We start from the raw sequence: 16,666 nt of genomic DNA, 5'->3' as shown, positions 1-16,666 counted from the left end.
GTGGTAGGTGAGCACCTTGGTCAGCAGTGCAGTGTTGGCAAGCAACGCCTCCTTGCTCACCCCCAGTTCGGTCAGCAGTGCTGCAAACGCCGCATTGGTGGGCGCAAACACCGTGAAAGGGCCGGCGCCCTGCAGGGTGCTGGCCAGACCGGCGGCCACCACCGCCTCCACGAGGATGCTGAAATCCGGCAGCGAAGAGGCCGTGGCGACGATGTCCTTGTTGGCGGGCAGCAGCACCCGGTCTACCAAGTGCACCACGCCGTTGCTGGCCTCGATGTCGGTGGCCGTGATGGTGGACACGCGGTTGCGGCCATCGGTGATCTTCAGGCCATTGGTCGACTCGATTTTGAAGAATCCGCCCGATAGGGGCGTGATGGCCTTGCCCAGCGGCACATCCGCACGCGGGACCCGGCTGCCGAGCACGTGGTAGGTCAGCACTGAAGTGAGCAGCGGCTTGTCGGCCAGCAAGGCCTCCTTGGTCACTCCCAGTTCGCTGAGCAACGCGGCGAAGGCCGCGTTGGTCGGCGCAAACACGGTGAGCGTGCCGGTGCTCAGGCTGGGCGCCAGGCCAGCGGCGGACACGGCTTCCACCAGGATGCTCAGGTCAGGGTTGGCTTGGGCGATCTCGACGATGTTGCGCTGCGGCTCGTCATTACCCCCTCCACAGGCTTGCAGCAGGGTGGCGCTGGCGCCCACGGCGGCGGCCAGCAAGACGGTACGGCGGTTCAAGGCAGTGTTCATGGTTCTCTCCTCGCTGGGATGGTGGTGGGGAAGGGCAAGCTTCCCCGCAGGGAATCACACGCCAGGATGGGCGCAGCGGGAATTTATAACCAATTGGTCGTGTAGTAAACCATGTGGTTATGTTGTAACTGTGCGGTTTCATTTGGACGAAAAAAAGCCCTGCAATGCAGGGCTTTTTTGGGTGGCCAGCGGGTCAGCGGACGATCAGCAGCGGCACCTTGCTGTGCGCCAGCACTTGCGTGGTCACTGACCCCATCACCAGGGTGGCCAGGGCGCCATGGCCATGCGAGCCCATCACCAGCAGGTCGAACTTGCCGGTGTCTGCCACCTTGGCAATGCTCTCGCCCACGAGGCCCACCTTGACGCTGCGCTTGGCATCCACGCCGTGGCGCGCCAGAAACTTGCACACGGGCGCGAGGATCTTTTCTGCCTCTTCAGCGTGATAGGCGTCGACCACTTCCTTGCCCAGCGCGGCGCGGGCGCGGGCGGGCAGGGGAGCTTGCACGGTGAGCACGGTGTACTGGTGGTTGCCCCCGAGCAGTTCGTCGTGCGTGGCCAGGTAAGCCAGCATTTTCTTGGTGTAGGCGCTGCCGTCGACAGCGAGCAGGATGTTCATGGTGTTCTCCGTAAAGGGATGGATCAGCCTACCGTGCGCGGACTTCTGTTGTCTTGACCTGCGTCATTTGTTTTCTCTGCGCTGCGGGGCGGTAGGGCCCCATGGGGCCATCATACGGCGACGCAGTGCTGTGGCCGGAAGGCAGCCTGCTCGCCTTTGCGCGCATAGCCCAGCGGATTGGCCACCACACGGCACTGCCAAGCCGTGCCGTCGGCGTTCAACCCACTTGCCGTGTAGTCGCTGGGGGCATGCAGGTGACCGTGGAGCCACAGCTGCGCGTAGGGCAAAAGTTCGTCCAGCGCGTTGCAAAAACCCGCCGTGCCCGGCACGAGGCCATAGCGCGGATCGGCGCTGCGCAGGCTGGGGGCAAAGTGCGTCACGGCGACGGTGGGCCCAGCGAACGGGGTCGCCAGCGCATCGGCCAGCCATTGGCGGCAGGCCAGGGCCTGTTCGCGCATGGGCTCGGCGAGGAAGAGGTCCCCGTGTCGGGTGCCGCCGGTCTTGCGCAGGTAGAAGTTGGCGGCGCGAAAAGCTTTTTCCCGCAGCTTGAGCCGCCGGCCCAGGTCGGTGCAGCCTTCGTGGTCGGCCAAGGCGTCGAAGTCGCTCCACAGCGTGGTTCCCACAAAGCGAATGCCTTCCAGTTGGACGCATTCGCGCTCCAGCCAGAGGATGCCAAGGCGATCGCACGTTTGCCGCAGCCGCGCATGGGCTGCGTCGAAGTCCTGGGCGTCGTACTCGTGGTTGCCGGGGACAAAGATCACTGGCGTGGGCCAGCCGGCACCCTGCGGCAGCGGCGAGAAACGGGCCAGGCCAAAGTCTGCATCCTCCAGTTGCGACCCCGCCTGGTACGAACCCACGTCGCCCGCCAGCACCAGTACGTCGGCGCCAGGCGCCGGCTCCGGAACGAAGTGGGGGTGGGCCTCGAGGTGCAGGTCGGACAGGAGCTGGATATTCATGTGGAGTGGAGTCTACGGGCCCGCAACATTCCTCTTATCCATCGGGGAATGTCCGGCGCGCCGCACGGGTCAGCGCGTGCAGCAGCCACATCATGGCGGCCTGCTGTGGGCCGCGGCGGCGCCACAGGGCGTCCACGTGCACGGGAGGCACATCCAGCGGAAGAGGCCGTTGCACCAGGGCGTCGGCGATGCCCGTGACGGGTACGAAGTGGCGGGGCAGCACCGTCAGCAGGTCGGAGCCCGATACCACCCGCCCAGCGGTGAAGAACTGGTTGACGGTAATGACCACCTTGCGTTCACGGCCCAGCGACGCCAGCGCTTCATCGATGAAGCCGAAAGGGCGCCCCGAAAAACTCACGAGCATGTGGCGCGCAGCGCAGTAGGCGTCCAGGGTCAGCGGCGCGTCGGCCAGCGGGTGGCCCTGGCGCATGACGCACACGTACTCCCCATCGTAGAGCCGCCGGCTTTCGAACACCACCGCGCCGCCCGATTGGGCACGCGCCGTGAGGTCCGCCAGCGCCGCCGGGAAGTAGCCCACAGCCATATCGGCGGCCTCATCTTCCAGCTGGCGGCGCGGGTCGCGGGTGGTCAGCGGCAGCACCCGGATCGAGATGCCGGGGGCCTCGCGCTCGATGATCTGCACCAGGTCCGGCACTAGGGTGGCTGCCGTGGCATCCGCCATCGCCAGCACGAAGGTGGACTCCGCCGTGGCCGGGTCGAAATGCCCGGGCGCCAGGGATTCCTGCAGGTGGGCCAGCGCCTCGCGCACGGGGGGCCAGAGGGCCAGTCCCCGCGGCGTGGGCTCCACGCCCTGGCCGCTGCGCACCACCAGTTCGTCGCCCAGTGCATCGCGCAGACGGCGCATGGCGTTGCTCACCGCAGGCTGGGTGATGGACAGCTTGTGGGCCGCGCGCGTGAGGCTGCGCTCGGCCATCACTTCATCGAATACGCGCAGGAGATTCAGGTCCAGCGAACGGAAGTTCATAGGCGTCATGGCGATTCATCACGATCATGAATATCAATGATTCAAAATATAAACTTGAATGGGCAAAGGGTTAACCCTAATATCACCCCATCGCCCGGCAATCTCGCCACAAGCGTTAGAAAAGGGAAATCCAAATGACCAGCTTTGTCCACGTCGACTACCCCACCGAACACCCCGGCGTTGTGCGCGCCGAAAACGCCGTCGCAGCACTCAAGGGTGTCGCATCCAACTTTGACGGCGCCCGCGGTGCCGCTACCCTGCTGCTGGCGGCCGTCGTATCGGCATTGCTGGTGGTGGCAAATCAGGTCATCGACACCTGGAGCGAAGGCCACCTGCTGGCTGCATGGATGGTGCTGTGGCTGGTGGCCTTCGCGGCACTGGCCTTGCTCACCGCTCCGGCTCGCCGCGCTGGCGCTGCACTGTTGAAGGCCGGTCACACCTGGGCCGAGAACCGCCGGCTGGCCGCAGAAGACGAGCGTACCTGGGCCGTGGCGGTAAAGGATCCCCGAATCATGGCCGAACTGCAACATGCCATGGGCATTGCTACGGTGGAAGACATCCGCAAGTACTATTGAGCGAGTCGTTGACTGCCGCGTCTGCGGCAATGTCCCCAAGGTTTTGAAGCCGCAGCAGCCGCTGCGGCTTTTTTTATGGGTGCGTGGCGGGCCGTGCGCCCGCGCAGCGAAGCGCAGGCCCAGACAAACCGCCCGGCGCCAAGCGCGGGGCGGTTTGTCTGTGAAGCCGCAGGCCGAGGGAGCCACCTGCGGTCTGGCCGGCGCCCGCTCCAGGGCGCCGCGGCGTCAGGCCGATACGCGTTTCTCGAACTGCGCCTTGGTGTCGAGCAGGGCTTGCGGCAGGTGGTAGGCCAGCTGCTCGAAATGCGCGTCGTGCAGCTTGAACTCCTCGGCCCACGCGGCCTTGTCGATGCTGGTCACAGCATCGAACTGCTGGGCGCTGAAGTTGAGGCCCGTCCAGTTGATTTCGGCGTATTGCGGAGCCACGCCGAACATGGTTTCCTGGCCGGCGGCCTGGCCTTCGATGCGGTCGATCATCCACTTGAGCACGCGCATGTTGTCGCCGTAGCCCGGCCATACGAACTTGCCGGCTTCGTCCTTGCGGAACCAGTTCACGCAGAAGATCTTCGGCGCAGCCTTGCCGGTGGCGGTGATCTTGCCTTCCATGTTGAGCCAGTGCTGGAAGTAGTCGCTCATGTTGTAGCCGCAGAACGGCAGCATGGCGAAGGGGTCGCGGCGCACCACGCCCTGGGCGCCAAAGGCGGCAGCGGTGGTCTCGGAGCCCATGGTGGCGGCCATGTACACGCCTTCCGTCCAGGTGCGGGCTTCCGTCACCAGCGGCACGGTGGTCGAGCGGCGGCCGCCGAAGATGAAGGCATCGATCGCCACGCCGTTGGCGTCATCCCACTGGGCATCGAGCGCCGGGTTGTTGGTCGCGGCCACGGTGAAGCGCGAGTTGGGGTGGGCGGCCTTGGCGCCGGTTTCCTTGGCAATCTGGGGCGTCCAGTCCTTGCCTTGCCAGTCGATCAGGTGGTCCGGCAGCTTGCCAGTGTCCTTTTCCATGCCTTCCCACCACACGTCGCCGTCGTCGGTCAGGGCCACGTTGGTGAAGATCACGTCCTTGTCCAGGCTGCGCATGCAGTTGGGGTTGGTGTGCATGTTGGTGCCGGGAGCCACACCGAAGTAGCCGGCTTCAGGATTGATGGCGTACAGCTTGCCGTCGGCATGGGGCTTGATCCACGCGATGTCGTCACCGATGGTGGTGACCTTCCAGCCGGCGAAACCGGCCTCGGGCGGCACCAGCATCGAGAAGTTGGTCTTGCCGCAGGCACTGGGGAAGGCCGCTGCCACGTGGTACTTCTTGCCCTGGGGGTTGGTCACGCCCAGGATGAGCATGTGTTCGGCCAGCCAGCCCTGGTCGCGGCCCATGGTGGACGCGATGCGCAGGGCCAGGCACTTCTTGCCCAGCAGCGCGTTGCCGCCGTAGCCCGAGCCATAGGACCAGATTTCGCGCGTTTCGGGGTAATGGACGATGTACTTGACCTTGGGGTTGCAAGGCCAGCTCGTGGTGTCCTTTTCGCCTTCAGCTAGCGGCGCGCCCACGGTGTGCATGCAAGGCACGAACTCGCCTTCCACGCCCAGCACGTCGTACACGGCCTTGCCCATGCGGGTCATGAGGCGCTGGTTGACGGCCACATACGCGCTGTCGGTCAGTTCCACGCCGATGTGGGCGATGTGGCTGCCCAGCGGGCCCATGCTGAAGGGCACCACGTACATGGTGCGGCCCTTCATGCAGCCGTCAAACAGCGGTTGCAGCGTGGCGCGCATTTCGGCCGGGGCCATCCAGTTGTTGGTGGGGCCGGCATCTTCCTTCTTGGCCGAGCAGATGTAGGTGCGGTCTTCCACGCGGGCCACGTCCGAAGGGTCGGACCAGGCCAGGTAGCTGCCGGGGCGCTTGGCAGGGTTGAGCTTCTTGAAGGTGCCGGCGTCGACCAACTGCTGGCAGAGGCGGTCGTACTCTTCCTTCGTGCCGTCGCACCAGTAGATGCTGTCGGGTTTGCACAAGGCGGCCATGTCGGCGACCCAAGCGAGCAGCTTGGCGTTTTTGACGTAGGCGGGGGCGTTGAGATTCAGGCCCTGCATGGTGGGTGCATTCATCGGGGAGCTTCCTAAGTTGAAAAACAGTTTTTTCAAAGGAAGCAGACAGACCCCGGTGGATCGCGGCAAGGCCTGGCTCACGTGCAGATGCTGAGCGCTGCCTTTGAAAAAACGGCTTTCGTGCTCAGTCGGCGGGCGGGTGTGCGTGTCGCAGCCCCACGGGGTGGAGGCGAGTTTCCACGGAGTCCGCGGGTCGGCTGGGATGTCGATTTTATGAACCCACCGACCGCTTGTCTGTCAGACAGGGCCTAAATCCATGCAAAAAAAGCATTAGGTTATGTCTGATAAAACGGCTCACCCAAGCCCGTGGATGGGCTGCCCCGCGACGAAACCGGCGCGCGCCAGCCAGTGCGCCGTGCACCTCTGGAACGGGCTCCGCCCGGCCACAGGTGTGTTTCCCTTCAGGCGGAGGGCGTCGCAGGCGCCTCGGGGAGGCGTCCCGCCATCCACCGTTCGTAGCCTGCCTGCCGCAGTGCGCAGGCCGGGCAGGTGCCGCAGCCGTAGCCCCAGGCGTGCAGGGTGTCCCGCACGCCGTGGTAGCAGGTGTGGGACTCGGTGATGATCAGCTCCACCAGCGCGTCGCCGCCCAGCGTGCGCGCCAGCTCCCAGGTCTCGGCCTTGTCCAGCCACATCAGCGGCGTTTCGAACGTGAAGCGCTGGCCCATGCCCAGCGACACGGCCACCTGCAGGGCCTTGAGCGTGTCGTCGCGGCAGTCGGGGTAGCCCGAAAAGTCGGTCTCGCACATGCCGCCCACCAGGGTGTGCAGCCCGCGCCGGTAGCCCACGGCCGCAGCCAGGTTGAAGAACAGCAGGTTGCGCCCCGGTACGAAGGTGTTGGGCAGTCCGGCGGCCGTCATCTGGATTTCGGTCTCGCTGGTCAGGGCGGTGTCGCTGATGCGGCCCAGCACGGCCAGATCCAGCATGTGATCCTCGTCCAGCCGGTCACGCCACTGTGGGAAGCGCTCGCGCAGCTGCGCCAGCACCGTCTTGCGCGCCTGCAGTTCCACGTGGTGGCGCTGGCCATAGTCGAAGCCGATGGTTTCCACATGGGCAAAGTGCGTGAGCGCCCAGGCCAGGCAGGCGGTGGAATCCTGTCCACCGGAGAAGAGAACAAGGGCGTGTCCGGGTCGCATGGGAGCTCCAGAAGAAGAGAAGAAAGGGGCGAAAAAAAACCCCGCGCAGCGGGGCTTGGGTGCGGTGGCTTGGGTGCTCAGGCCATGTACACGGCGATGAACGCCAGCAGGAACATCATGATGCCGCCCACCACCGGCAGCACCACGGGAACCACGGAGACGACGTTCTCCACGGGGTCGGTCGAGGGCGTTGCGGCGGCGTGGGAAGTGTTGTGGTCGGACATGGGGTCTCCAGATGCTTAAAACTTGCGCAATTCTAGCCGCGGTGCGGCGGGCAGAGCACAAAACCTTGTGGCAGCTTAGATCGTAAACACGTTCTTAGATCAGTGCGGCCTCCATGCCGCCCGCACGCAGCTGGCCCAGCACCTCTTCCACATGGGCTTTGCCCCGGGTCTGCAGCACCAATTCGATTTCCACGTTCTGCGCGGCCAGCATGGTGAAGGCGCGTTGGTGGTGCACCTCCTCGATGTTGGCACCGGCGTCAGCCACGGTGGCCGTGATGCGGGCCAGCACGCCGGGCACGTCGCGCGCGCTCACCTTGATGCGTGCCAGCCGCCCCGAGCGCACCATGCCACGTTCGATGATGGCCGCCAGCAGCAGCGGGTCGATGTTGCCGCCCGACAGCACCAGCCCGACACGCTTGCCCCTGAACCGTTCGGGGTGGCGCACCAGCGCGGCGAGCCCCGCGGCGCCCGCGCCCTCGACCAGGGTCTTTTCGATTTCCAGCAGCATCAGCACGGCTTGCTCGATGTCGCCTTCGTCCACCAGCAGCAGGTCGTCCACCAGGCGCTTCACCACCTCCTGCGTGATCTTGCCGGGCGTGCCCACGGCAATGCCTTCGGCGATGGTGGACGTGCCCTGGGGATGCTTCGTGCCCCGCAGCGCGTTGACCATGGACGGGAAACGCGAGGCCTGCACGCCCACGATCTCGATGCCGGGCTTGATCGCCTTGGCGGCCGTGGCCATGCCCGCAATCAGCCCGCCGCCGCCGATGGCAATGACCAGCACGTCCAGGTCGGGCTGGGCAGCCAGCATCTCCAGCGCCGCCGTCCCCTGGCCTGCGGCAATGGCCTCGTCGTCATACGGGTGTACAAAGGTGAGGCCCTGGGCGTCGGCCAGGGCGTAAGCATGCGCGCGGGCTTCCTCCAGCGTGTCGCCATGCAGCACCACTTCGGCGCCGAAGCCGCGCGTGCGCTCCACCTTCACGCCGGGCGTGAAGCGCGGCATCACGATCACCGCCCGCAGGCCCAGGCGTTGCGCGTGGTAGGCCACGCCCTGCGCGTGGTTGCCAGCGCTCATGGCCACCACCCCTCGCGCGCGTTCCGCGTCGGAAAGCAGCGCGAGCCGGTTGCACGCACCGCGTTCCTTGAACGAGGCGGTGAACTGCAGGTTCTCGAACTTGAGGAACACCTGCGCACCCACGATCTGCGAGAGCGTCTTGGATTCCACACAGGGGGTGTCCAGCACCTGGCCTTGCAGGCGGGTGGCGGCGTCGCGGATGTCTTGGAGGGTCAGCATGGCGCGATTGTGGCGCAGCCCGGGGGCTCGGCTGCGCTCGAAATGAGGTTGGACATCCAGATGGCCCGCAGCGCTTGTATATCAAGCGCAAGCAGCTATCAATTTTGGTGAGTCATGGTTTGATGCCCAGCCGCCGGGCCAGTTTGTGCAGGTTGCTGGCGTCCACTTCCAGGTCGCGTGCGGCCCGAGCCCAGTTGCCCTGGTGGCGGGCCAGGGCCTGCGCGATGGCCTGGCGCTGGCAGGCGTCCACGGCGTCGCGCAGCGGGCCGCCGGCCGTGGCGGGCACGGGCGATTCTTCTGCAGCCGCAGCTGCCAGCGGGGTGCGAGGCATGCCGCCACCCTCGGCATCCAGGTCGAGCAGGGCAGCCTCCAGCGTCACGATATCGGTGCGGTTCACGCCGCGGCTCAGCGCCTTGAGCGCCGCGCGGCTGATCACATGCTCCAGCTCGCGGACGTTGCCGGGCCAGGGGTAGCGGCGCAGCGCGTCCTGCGCGGCGGTGGACAGCCGCAGGCTGCGCAGGCCCAGGCGGGCGCGGTTGAGCTCCAGAAAGCGCCCCGCGATCAACAGCACATCGTTGCCGCGCTCGCGCAGCGGCGGGATGGGCACGGGGTACACCGACAGCCGGTGGTACAGGTCTGCGCGGAAGGCGCCCGCAGTCACCTGCTCGCGCAGGTTGCGGTTGGTGGCGGCGATCACGCGCACGTCCACACGGCGCGGCCGGTCGGCCCCCAGGCGCTGGATTTCGCCGTTCTGCAGCGTGCGCAGCAGCTTGGCCTGCACGGCCAACGGGAGCTCGCCCACCTCGTCGAGGAACAGCGTGCCGCCCTCGGCGGCCTCGAAGCGGCCAGGGCGGTCGGTCACCGCGCCGGAGAACGCGCCGCGCACGTGGCCGAAGAGCTCGCTTTCGGCCAGCGACTCGGGCAGCGCCGCGCAATTCACGTGAACCAGCGGGCGGGCAGCGCGCGGCGACTGCCGGTGCAGCCGGCGGGCGAAAAGCTCCTTGCCCACGCCGGTTTCGCCCAGCAGCAGCACGGGCAGATCCGAGCCCGCCACGACCTCCAGCTCGTGCAGCAGCCGCAGCAGGGGCGCGCTCTGGCCGACGATGTCCAGGTCGGCGTCACCCGCGCGCGGGGCGCGCTCGTCGTCGGGGCCGCGCGCGGGGGGCGCATTGCGCAGCGCCTGCACCTCGCGCTCCAGCCGCGAGATGCGTACGGCCGCCTCCACCAGCACCTTGCAGTCGGCCAGTGCGGCGCGGGACGCCTCGCCAAACGTGCCGGTCTGCAGTGCATCGAGCGTCAGCACGCCCCAGGGCTGGCCGTCCACCCACAGGCTCACTCCCATGCAGTCGTGCACGGGCAGGGGTTCGCCCACCAGGGTGTCGAGCAGGCCGTCGTAGGGGTCGGGCAAGGTGCTGTCGTGGTCGAAGCAGGTCACTTCGCGGCGCGCCAGGATAGCCGCCAGCCGGGGGTGCTGGCTGACCGCAAAGCGCCGCCCCAGGGCCTCGCGCACCAGGCCTTCCACCGCCAGGGGGCGCAGATGGCCCTCCTCCAGCTGCAGCAAGGCCACGGCGCCGCAATGAAAGCGGGTGCGCAGGTGATCGGCCAGCCGCTGCAGGCGCACGGCCTGGGGCAGGTCGGTGGCCAGGTCGGCCAGTAGGGGACTGTGGTCCATGGTTTTTATTACCTCGTTGGGGTGAATTAAACCCGATTCATCGAGGGTAATAAACACCGTGTTCGGTGTAAGTGCTTGTTTTGAAAGGGATACGTGCCTGGCCTGGGGCTTGCGAAGTAAGGAGCAAACCTGATCCACCCATCCATCCCCACCATGACCTTAAGACCACCCTGCCCCCAGGCCGCCCCGAAGGCGGCGGCCACCCGCACAGCCAGCACGCGCTGGCGTCGCCCCGTTGTTGTTACTGCTGTTCTGCCGAAAGAGGAGGCCCGCCATGGGTAACTACCGCAAGCTTTGGTTCACGCTGATCGGCGTGCTCATCGTCACCTTCAGCCTGCTGGGCTACTACGGCGCCGAGGTCTATCGCACGGCGCCGCCCATCCCGGCCAAGTTCGCCACGGCCGGCGAGGAGGTGCTGTTCACGCACGACAGCATCCTGGACGGGCAGACCGCCTGGCAATCGGTGGGGGGCATGCAGCTGGGTTCCATCTGGGGCCACGGTGCCTACCAGGCACCCGACTGGACGGCCGACTGGCTGCACCGCGAGCTGGAGAACTGGCTGGAAGTGGCGGCCGAGCGCGCGCACGGCAAGTCGTTTGCCGAGCTGGACGCCGCCGCCAAGGCGGTGCTGCGCGACCGCTTGAAGACGGAGTACCGCACCAACACCTACAACCCCGAAACGGGCGTGGCCACGGTGTCCACCACGCGGGCCGATGCCATTGCCCTCACGGCCCACTACTACGACCAGCTCTTCAGCGACGCGCCCGCGCTGCAGAAGACCCGCGAACACTTCGCCATGAAGGAGAACACCCTGCCCAGCCGCGAACGCCGGGCGCAGATGACGGGCTTCTTCTTCTGGACGGCCTGGGCCGCCGCCACCGAACGGCCTGGCACCACGGCAACGTACACCAACAACTGGCCCCACGAGCCGCTGATCGGCAACAAGCCCACGGGCGAGAACATGGTCTGGTCAGTGATGAGCGTGGTCGTGATGATGGCCGGTGTGGGCTTCCTCGTCTGGGGCTGGGCGTTTTTGCGCAAACACGACGAGACCGACCCCGAGCCGCCGAAGCACGACCCGCTCTCGCGTGTGCCGCTCACGCCGTCGCAGCGCGCCCTGGGCAAATACCTGTTCCTCATCGTGGCGCTGTTCAGCTTCCAGGTCATGCTGGGCGGCTTCACCGCGCACTACACGGTGGAAGGCCAGCAGTTCTATGGCATCAACGTGTCGCAGTGGTTTCCCTATGCGCTGGTGCGCACCTGGCACATCCAGAGCGCGCTGTTCTGGATCGCCACCGGCTTCCTGGCCGCAGGGTTGTTCCTCGCGCCGCTGATCCATGGCGGCAAGGACCCGGCCTACCAGAAGCTGGGCGTCGACATCCTCTTCTGGGCGCTGGTGGTGGTCGTCGTCGGCTCGTTCGCCGGCAACTACCTGGCCATTGCGCAGATCATGCCGCCGGAGTGGAACTTCTGGCTCGGCCACCAGGGCTATGAATACGTGGACCTGGGCCGGCTGTGGCAGATCGGCAAATTCACTGGCGTGGCGTTCTGGCTGGTGCTGATGCTGCGCGGCATCGTGCCCGCGTTCCGCCAGCCCGGCGACAAGAACCTGCTGGCGCTGCTCACCGCCTCGGTGGTGGCCATCGGCCTGTTCTACGGTGCGGGCTTCTTCTACGGCGAGCGCACCCACCTGTCGGTGATGGAGTACTGGCGCTGGTGGGTGGTGCACCTGTGGGTCGAGGGCTTCTTTGAAGTGTTCGCCACCACGGCGCTGGCCTTCATCTTCTCAACGCTGGGCCTCGTGTCGCCCCGCATGGCCACGGCGGCCAGCCTGGCCTCGGCATCGCTGTTCATGCTGGGCGGCGTGCCCGGCACCTTCCATCACCTGTACTTCGCGGGCACCACCACGCCGGTGATGGCTGTGGGCGCATCGTTCAGTGCGCTGGAAGTGGTGCCCCTGGTGGTGCTGGGCCATGAGGCCTGGGAACACTGGCGCCTGCAGCACCGCGCGAAGTGGATGGCCAACCTCAAGTGGCCCCTCATGTGCTTCGTGGCCGTGGCCTTCTGGAACATGCTGGGCGCGGGCGTCTTCGGCTTCATGATCAACCCGCCGATTGCGCTGTATTACCTGCAGGGCCTCAACACCACGCCGGTGCATGCTCACGCTGCGCTGTTCGGTGTGTATGGCTTCCTGGCGCTGGGCTTCACGCTGCTGGTGCTGCGCTACATCCGCCCGCAATTGGTGTTCAGCGAACGGATCATGAAGACGGGCTTCTGGTGGCTCAACGCCGGCCTGGTGCTGATGATTGCCACCAGCCTGCTGCCCATCGGCCTGTTCCAGTTCCACGCCAGCGTGAGCGAAGGCCTGTGGTACGCCCGGGGCGAAGCCTTCATGCAGCAGCCCTTCATGCAGACCCTGCGCTGGGTGCGCACCTTTGGCGACGTGGTCTTCATCGTCGGCGCGCTGGCCATGGCCTGGCAAGTGGTGAGCGGGCTGTTCGGCTCGCGTCTGCCGCAAGCCGCTGGCGCCCCGCTGGCGCGGGCCTCCCGCTGAGGCTGTCGGCCCATCCCTCAGCGCTGCCCGCCACAAGCGATGGCAGCGCCACCTTCACCCCTCCCACCAGGACACGCGACCATGAATCTCGACAAGTTCAAGCACCAGCACACCGACATCCTGCGCAGCATTGCTGCCCTGCGCGCACTGGCCCATGCGGGCGTCGAGGCCAACGCCACGGGCATCGCCCAGGGCATCGTGGCGATGAGCGGCACCATCAAGCTGCACCTGGCCGTGGAAGACCAGGTGCTGTACCCCGCATTGCAGCGCGGCGGCAACGCCGAACTCGCGCGCATGGGCCGCCAGTACCAGAGTGAGATGGCGTCGATTGCCAGCGCGTACGACGCGTTTGCTCGGCGCTGGAACAGGGCCGAATGCGTGCGGCGCGACGCGCAAGCTTTCCGCAATGAGGCCAACGTGGTGCTGCGCCGCGTGTTCGAGCGCATGCAGCGCGAAGACCATGACTTCTATCCCCGCATCGAAGAGGAGGAGACCGCTGGCTGCCTTTGAATCTGGCGTCACCATTCTTCGAACTGTTCGGGCGGAGTCTTCGAGCGGCGCTGCGTGGCCGGCCTGCGGTCCATCTGTTGTCGCAGAAAGCTCGCCTGCTCCATCCATTGAATCCATCGGTAGGGCCTGACGGCACCTTCCTTGACCGGCCGCGAGGCCGGTTTTTTTTGCCTCTGCGGATGGCCCGTTTGTGCGGGATCAAACTACATATAGTGTTTGATGGGTATCGTGGACACCATAGGTAGTGTTTTTAACCGTCAACCAAGATTGGGTCCACCCATGGCGTCCACCCTTGTCAGCCTGCCGCGCGAGGTCATCGACCGCAGCGGCCAGCGCGCTCCTTTTGATGCCGAGCGCATCCGCAATGCGCTGCTGCGCGCGGGCGTCGCCACGGGCGAGTACGCCCTGGACGAGGCCGTGCTGCTCACCGCCCAGGTCACCAAGGTGCTCATCCACCGCTTCCACGGCGAGGCCCCCACCATCGAGCAGATCCAGGACGTGGCCGAGCAGACGCTGATCGCCGCCAACCACCTGGCCACCGCGCGCGCCTACATCGTCTACCGCGAGCAGCACGCCACGCTACGCGCCGACAGGCAGACGCTGGTCGATGTGGAAAGCTCCATCAACGAATACCTCACGCGCGCCGACTGGCGGGTGAACGCCAATGCCAACCAGGGCTACTCGCTGGGCGGGCTGATCCTGAACGTGGCGGGCAAGGTCACGGCCAACTACTGGCTGTCGCACGTCTACACGCCCGAGATCGGCGAGGCGCACAGGAGCGGCGACCTGCACATCCACGACCTCGACATGCTCAGTGGCTACTGCGCGGGCTGGTCGCTGCGCACGCTGCTGCACGAGGGGCTCAACGGCGTGCCGGGCAAGGTGGAGGCCGGGCCACCCAGGCACATGAGTTCGGCCGTGGGGCAGATCGTGAACTTCCTCGGCACGCTGCAGAACGAGTGGGCAGGCGCGCAGGCGTTTTCGTCGTTCGACACCTACATGGCGCCCTTCGTGCGCAAGGACGGCATGGACTACGCGCAGGTGCGCCAGTGCATCCAGGAGCTGGTCTACAACCTCAACGTGCCCTCGCGCTGGGGCACGCAGACGCCGTTCACCAACCTCACGTTTGACTGGACCTGCCCTGACGATCTGCGCGAGCAGGTGCCGGTGATCGGCGGCTTGGAGATGCCGTTTAGCTACGGCGAGCTGCAGGCCGAGATGGACCTGATCAACCGTGCCTACATCGACGTGATGACCACGGGCGATGCCAAGGGCCGGGTGTTCACCTTCCCCATCCCCACGTACAACATCACCAAGGATTTCCCGTGGGAGAGCGAGAACGCAGAGCGGCTGTTCGAGATGACGGCCAAGTACGGCCTGCCGTACTTTCAGAACTTCATCAACTCCGAGCTGGAGCCGAACATGGTGCGCTCCATGTGCTGCCGCCTGCAGCTGGATTTGCGTGAATTGCTCAAGCGTGGCAACGGCCTCTTTGGCAGCGCCGAGCAGACGGGCAGCCTGGGCGTGGTGACGATCAACTGCGCACGCCTCGGGTATTTGCATGCGGGCGATGAAGCCGGTCTGTTTGCCGCGCTGGACCGCCTCCTGGAGCTGGGCAAGCAGAGCTTGGAGACCAAACGCAAGCTCATCCAGCGCCTCATGGACCAGGGCTTGTTCCCCTACACCAAGCGCTACCTGGGCACCTTGCGCAACCACTTCAGCACGCTGGGCGTGAACGGCATCAACGAGATGGTGCGCAACTTCACGGCGGACCAGCACGACATCACCAGCGACTTCGGCCACAGCTTGGCCGTGCGCCTGCTCGACCATGTGCGCGAGCGCATGACGGCCTTCCAGGAGGAAACCGGCCACCTCTACAACCTGGAGGCCACGCCCGCCGAGGGCACCACCTACCGCTTCGCCAAGGAAGACAAGAAGCGCTGGCCCGCCATCCTGCAGGCGGGCACGGCCGAGCAGCCCTACTACACCAACTCGTCCCAACTGCCCGTGGGCTTCACCGACGACCCGTTCGAGGCGCTGATGCGGCAGGAGGCACTGCAGGGCAAATACACCGGCGGCACCGTGCTGCATCTGTACATGGGCGAGCGCGTTTCCAGCGGCGCGGCCTGCCGCGAGCTGGTCAAGCGCGCGCTGACGAACTTCCGCCTGCCCTACATCACCGTCACGCCCACGTTCTCCATCTGCCCCACGCACGGCTACCTGGCGGGCGAGCACCCGTTCTGCCCCCGCTGCGACGAAGAGCGGCTGGACGCCAAGCGGCGGCGTCTGGCTGCCTAGATTCTGAGAAAAAAGTGGCCCTGGCGCTGGATAGTCAAGCGCAGGCAGCTATCAAAACAGAAGCAAACCAATTCAACCACCTCCGAAAGGAATCCGACATGAGCCATTTTTTCGCCACCGAACACACCGCCATCTCCAGCGCCGCCGCCGCGCAGCTCACCGACGACGAGCGCCAGCCCTGCGAGGTCTGGACCCGCGTGATGGGCTACCACCGCCCCGTGGCCAGCTTCAACACCGGCAAGCAGGGCGAGCACGCCGAGCGCCGCTTCTTTTCAGAGCAGACGCGTGGTGGAAGCAACGCCTGCTGAGGCGCCGCCAGCCCCGGCGCTGCGGCTGGGCGGCATGACACCGCTCACCACCATCGACTTCCCCGGCCGCCTCGCGGCCGTTTTGTATTGCCAGGGTTGCCCCTGGCGCTGCGGGTATTGCCACAACCCCGAACTGCTGGACGCCACCGCGCCTCCCGCGCTGCCGTGGGCGCAGGCGCTGGCGTTTCTGGAAAGCCGGCGCGGCCTGCTGGACGGCGTGGTTTTCTCGGGCGGCGAGCCCACGCTGCAGGCGGGCCTGGGCGTGGCGCTGAACGCAGTGCGCAGCCTGGGCCTGCAGACCGCCCTGCACACCGGCGGCATGTACCCCGAGCGGCTGGCGGCCGTGCTGCCGCAGCTGGACTGGGTGGGTCTGGACATCAAGGCCCTGCCGCAGCGCTACAACGCCATCACCGCCACACCCGGCAGCGGCGCGCGCGCCTGGGCCGGGCTGGAGGTGCTGCTGGCCTATGGCACCGACCACGAATGCCGCACCACCTGGCACGCGGGCCTGTTTGGTGTGGATGAGTTGCTGGACCTGGCCCAAGCCCTGGCCGCGCGCGGCGTTCGCCGCTGGGCGCTGCAGGAATGCCGCGCACCTGGCGCACCGGCCTGGGCGCTGACCACGGCGCACCAGCAGCAACTGGCCGCGTGGTTCCCCTCCTTCACGCTGCGCCGGGCCTGAGCGGGTGGGGCTCCGGGTTTG

At 66.5% G+C, this 16,666-nt stretch carries 15 protein-coding genes; 6 read left to right on the top strand and 9 right to left on the bottom strand.

Annotation, left to right across the window (positions count from 1 at the left end):
• From MRY84_RS14820 to MRY84_RS14805, 4 genes are all read right to left on the bottom strand, one after another.
• On the bottom strand, nt 1-741 hold a 741-nt coding region (locus MRY84_RS14820), incomplete at its 3' end, for a fasciclin domain-containing protein (RefSeq protein WP_291506471.1).
• A 193-nt stretch (nt 742-934) separates the two neighbouring features.
• The gene (locus tag MRY84_RS14815; RefSeq protein WP_291506470.1) at nt 935-1,357 is read right to left on the bottom strand and encodes a universal stress protein; all 423 of its coding nucleotides are present in this window, start codon (nt 1,355-1,357) and stop codon (nt 935-937) included.
• A gap of 110 nt (nt 1,358-1,467) precedes the next feature.
• The gene (locus MRY84_RS14810) at nt 1,468-2,313 is read right to left on the bottom strand and encodes a metallophosphoesterase (protein ID WP_291506469.1); all 846 of its coding nucleotides are present in this window, start codon (nt 2,311-2,313) and stop codon (nt 1,468-1,470) included.
• A gap of 34 nt (nt 2,314-2,347) precedes the next feature.
• The gene (locus MRY84_RS14805; protein ID WP_291506468.1) at nt 2,348-3,307 is read right to left on the bottom strand and encodes a LysR family transcriptional regulator; all 960 of its coding nucleotides are present in this window, start codon (nt 3,305-3,307) and stop codon (nt 2,348-2,350) included.
• Nucleotides 3,308-3,432: 125 nt separating this feature from the next.
• Here MRY84_RS14805 and MRY84_RS14800 point away from each other — a divergent pair, with 125 nt between their 5' ends.
• Entirely contained in the window at nt 3,433-3,873 is a 441-nt protein-coding gene (locus tag MRY84_RS14800; RefSeq protein ID WP_291506467.1) for a hypothetical protein, read from the top strand.
• A gap of 225 nt (nt 3,874-4,098) precedes the next feature.
• Here the strand turns inward: MRY84_RS14800 and MRY84_RS14795 are convergent, their stop codons facing one another.
• The 5 genes from MRY84_RS14795 to norR all read right to left on the bottom strand — a co-directional run bounded on the left by MRY84_RS14795 (nt 4,099) and on the right by norR (nt 10,293).
• Nucleotides 4,099-5,970: a phosphoenolpyruvate carboxykinase (GTP) gene (locus MRY84_RS14795; protein WP_291506466.1), complete on the bottom strand. Its 1,872-nt coding sequence runs from the start codon at nt 5,968-5,970 to the stop codon at nt 4,099-4,101.
• A 401-nt stretch (nt 5,971-6,371) separates the two neighbouring features.
• The gene (gene queC / locus MRY84_RS14790) at nt 6,372-7,103 is read right to left on the bottom strand and encodes a 7-cyano-7-deazaguanine synthase QueC (protein WP_291506465.1); all 732 of its coding nucleotides are present in this window, start codon (nt 7,101-7,103) and stop codon (nt 6,372-6,374) included.
• 77 nt (nt 7,104-7,180) lie between these two features.
• Nucleotides 7,181-7,327 carry a hypothetical protein gene (locus MRY84_RS14785; protein WP_291506464.1) on the bottom strand — a complete coding sequence of 49 codons (147 nt, stop codon included), beginning with the start codon at nt 7,325-7,327 and terminating at the stop codon, nt 7,181-7,183.
• Nucleotides 7,328-7,421: 94 nt separating this feature from the next.
• Entirely contained in the window at nt 7,422-8,621 is a 1,200-nt protein-coding gene (locus MRY84_RS14780; RefSeq protein WP_291506463.1) for a threonine ammonia-lyase, read from the bottom strand.
• A 112-nt stretch (nt 8,622-8,733) separates the two neighbouring features.
• Nucleotides 8,734-10,293, bottom strand: a complete 1,560-nt coding sequence (gene norR, locus MRY84_RS14775; RefSeq protein WP_291506462.1) for a nitric oxide reductase transcriptional regulator NorR — start codon at nt 10,291-10,293, stop codon at nt 8,734-8,736.
• A gap of 274 nt (nt 10,294-10,567) precedes the next feature.
• Between norR and MRY84_RS14770 the strand changes: the two genes are divergently transcribed.
• The 5 genes from MRY84_RS14770 (at nt 10,568) to MRY84_RS14750 (ending at nt 16,645) form a co-directional block, all read left to right on the top strand.
• Complete coding sequence (locus MRY84_RS14770) at nt 10,568-12,847, top strand: nitric-oxide reductase large subunit (protein ID WP_291506461.1); 2,280 nt, start codon at nt 10,568-10,570, stop codon at nt 12,845-12,847.
• Nucleotides 12,848-12,928: 81 nt separating this feature from the next.
• Entirely contained in the window at nt 12,929-13,357 is a 429-nt protein-coding gene (locus MRY84_RS14765; RefSeq protein ID WP_291506460.1) for a hemerythrin domain-containing protein, read from the top strand.
• A gap of 279 nt (nt 13,358-13,636) precedes the next feature.
• A complete protein-coding gene (locus tag MRY84_RS14760) occupies nt 13,637-15,655 on the top strand; it encodes a ribonucleoside triphosphate reductase (RefSeq protein ID WP_291506459.1) in 2,019 nt (672 codons plus the stop codon).
• A gap of 98 nt (nt 15,656-15,753) precedes the next feature.
• Nucleotides 15,754-15,963 carry an anaerobic ribonucleoside-triphosphate reductase gene (nrdD, locus tag MRY84_RS14755; protein ID WP_291506458.1) on the top strand — a complete coding sequence of 70 codons (210 nt, stop codon included), beginning with the start codon at nt 15,754-15,756 and terminating at the stop codon, nt 15,961-15,963.
• A 34-nt stretch (nt 15,964-15,997) separates the two neighbouring features.
• The gene (locus tag MRY84_RS14750; RefSeq protein WP_291506473.1) at nt 15,998-16,645 is read left to right on the top strand and encodes an anaerobic ribonucleoside-triphosphate reductase activating protein; all 648 of its coding nucleotides are present in this window, start codon (nt 15,998-16,000) and stop codon (nt 16,643-16,645) included.
• Nucleotides 16,646-16,666 lie beyond the last annotated feature (21 nt).

This window comes from Acidovorax sp., from assembly GCF_022763525.1.
Classification (GTDB): domain Bacteria; phylum Pseudomonadota; class Gammaproteobacteria; order Burkholderiales; family Burkholderiaceae_C; genus Acidovorax.
The sequence above is the reverse complement of the archived record's forward strand: the minus strand, read 5'-3'. Positions and strand labels throughout refer to the sequence as shown.

Excerpts from the sequence above, each read along its gene's own strand:
- MRY84_RS14815 (WP_291506470.1), bottom strand. The coding sequence starts at position 1,357 with ATGAACATCCTGCTCGCTGTCGACGGCAGCGCCTACACCAAGAAAATG.
- MRY84_RS14810 (WP_291506469.1), bottom strand. The coding sequence starts at position 2,313 with ATGAATATCCAGCTCCTGTCCGACCTGCACCTCGAGGCCCACCCCCAC.
- MRY84_RS14805 (WP_291506468.1), bottom strand. The coding sequence starts at position 3,307 with ATGACGCCTATGAACTTCCGTTCGCTGGACCTGAATCTCCTGCGCGTA.
- MRY84_RS14800 (WP_291506467.1), top strand. The coding sequence starts at position 3,433 with ATGACCAGCTTTGTCCACGTCGACTACCCCACCGAACACCCCGGCGTT.
- MRY84_RS14795 (WP_291506466.1), bottom strand. The coding sequence starts at position 5,970 with ATGAATGCACCCACCATGCAGGGCCTGAATCTCAACGCCCCCGCCTAC.
- queC (WP_291506465.1), bottom strand. The coding sequence starts at position 7,103 with ATGCGACCCGGACACGCCCTTGTTCTCTTCTCCGGTGGACAGGATTCC.
- MRY84_RS14785 (WP_291506464.1), bottom strand. The coding sequence starts at position 7,327 with ATGTCCGACCACAACACTTCCCACGCCGCCGCAACGCCCTCGACCGAC.
- MRY84_RS14780 (WP_291506463.1), bottom strand. The coding sequence starts at position 8,621 with ATGCTGACCCTCCAAGACATCCGCGACGCCGCCACCCGCCTGCAAGGC.
- norR (WP_291506462.1), bottom strand. The coding sequence starts at position 10,293 with ATGGACCACAGTCCCCTACTGGCCGACCTGGCCACCGACCTGCCCCAG.
- MRY84_RS14770 (WP_291506461.1), top strand. The coding sequence starts at position 10,568 with ATGGGTAACTACCGCAAGCTTTGGTTCACGCTGATCGGCGTGCTCATC.
- MRY84_RS14765 (WP_291506460.1), top strand. The coding sequence starts at position 12,929 with ATGAATCTCGACAAGTTCAAGCACCAGCACACCGACATCCTGCGCAGC.
- MRY84_RS14760 (WP_291506459.1), top strand. The coding sequence starts at position 13,637 with ATGGCGTCCACCCTTGTCAGCCTGCCGCGCGAGGTCATCGACCGCAGC.
- nrdD (WP_291506458.1), top strand. The coding sequence starts at position 15,754 with ATGAGCCATTTTTTCGCCACCGAACACACCGCCATCTCCAGCGCCGCC.
- MRY84_RS14750 (WP_291506473.1), top strand. The coding sequence starts at position 15,998 with ATGACACCGCTCACCACCATCGACTTCCCCGGCCGCCTCGCGGCCGTT.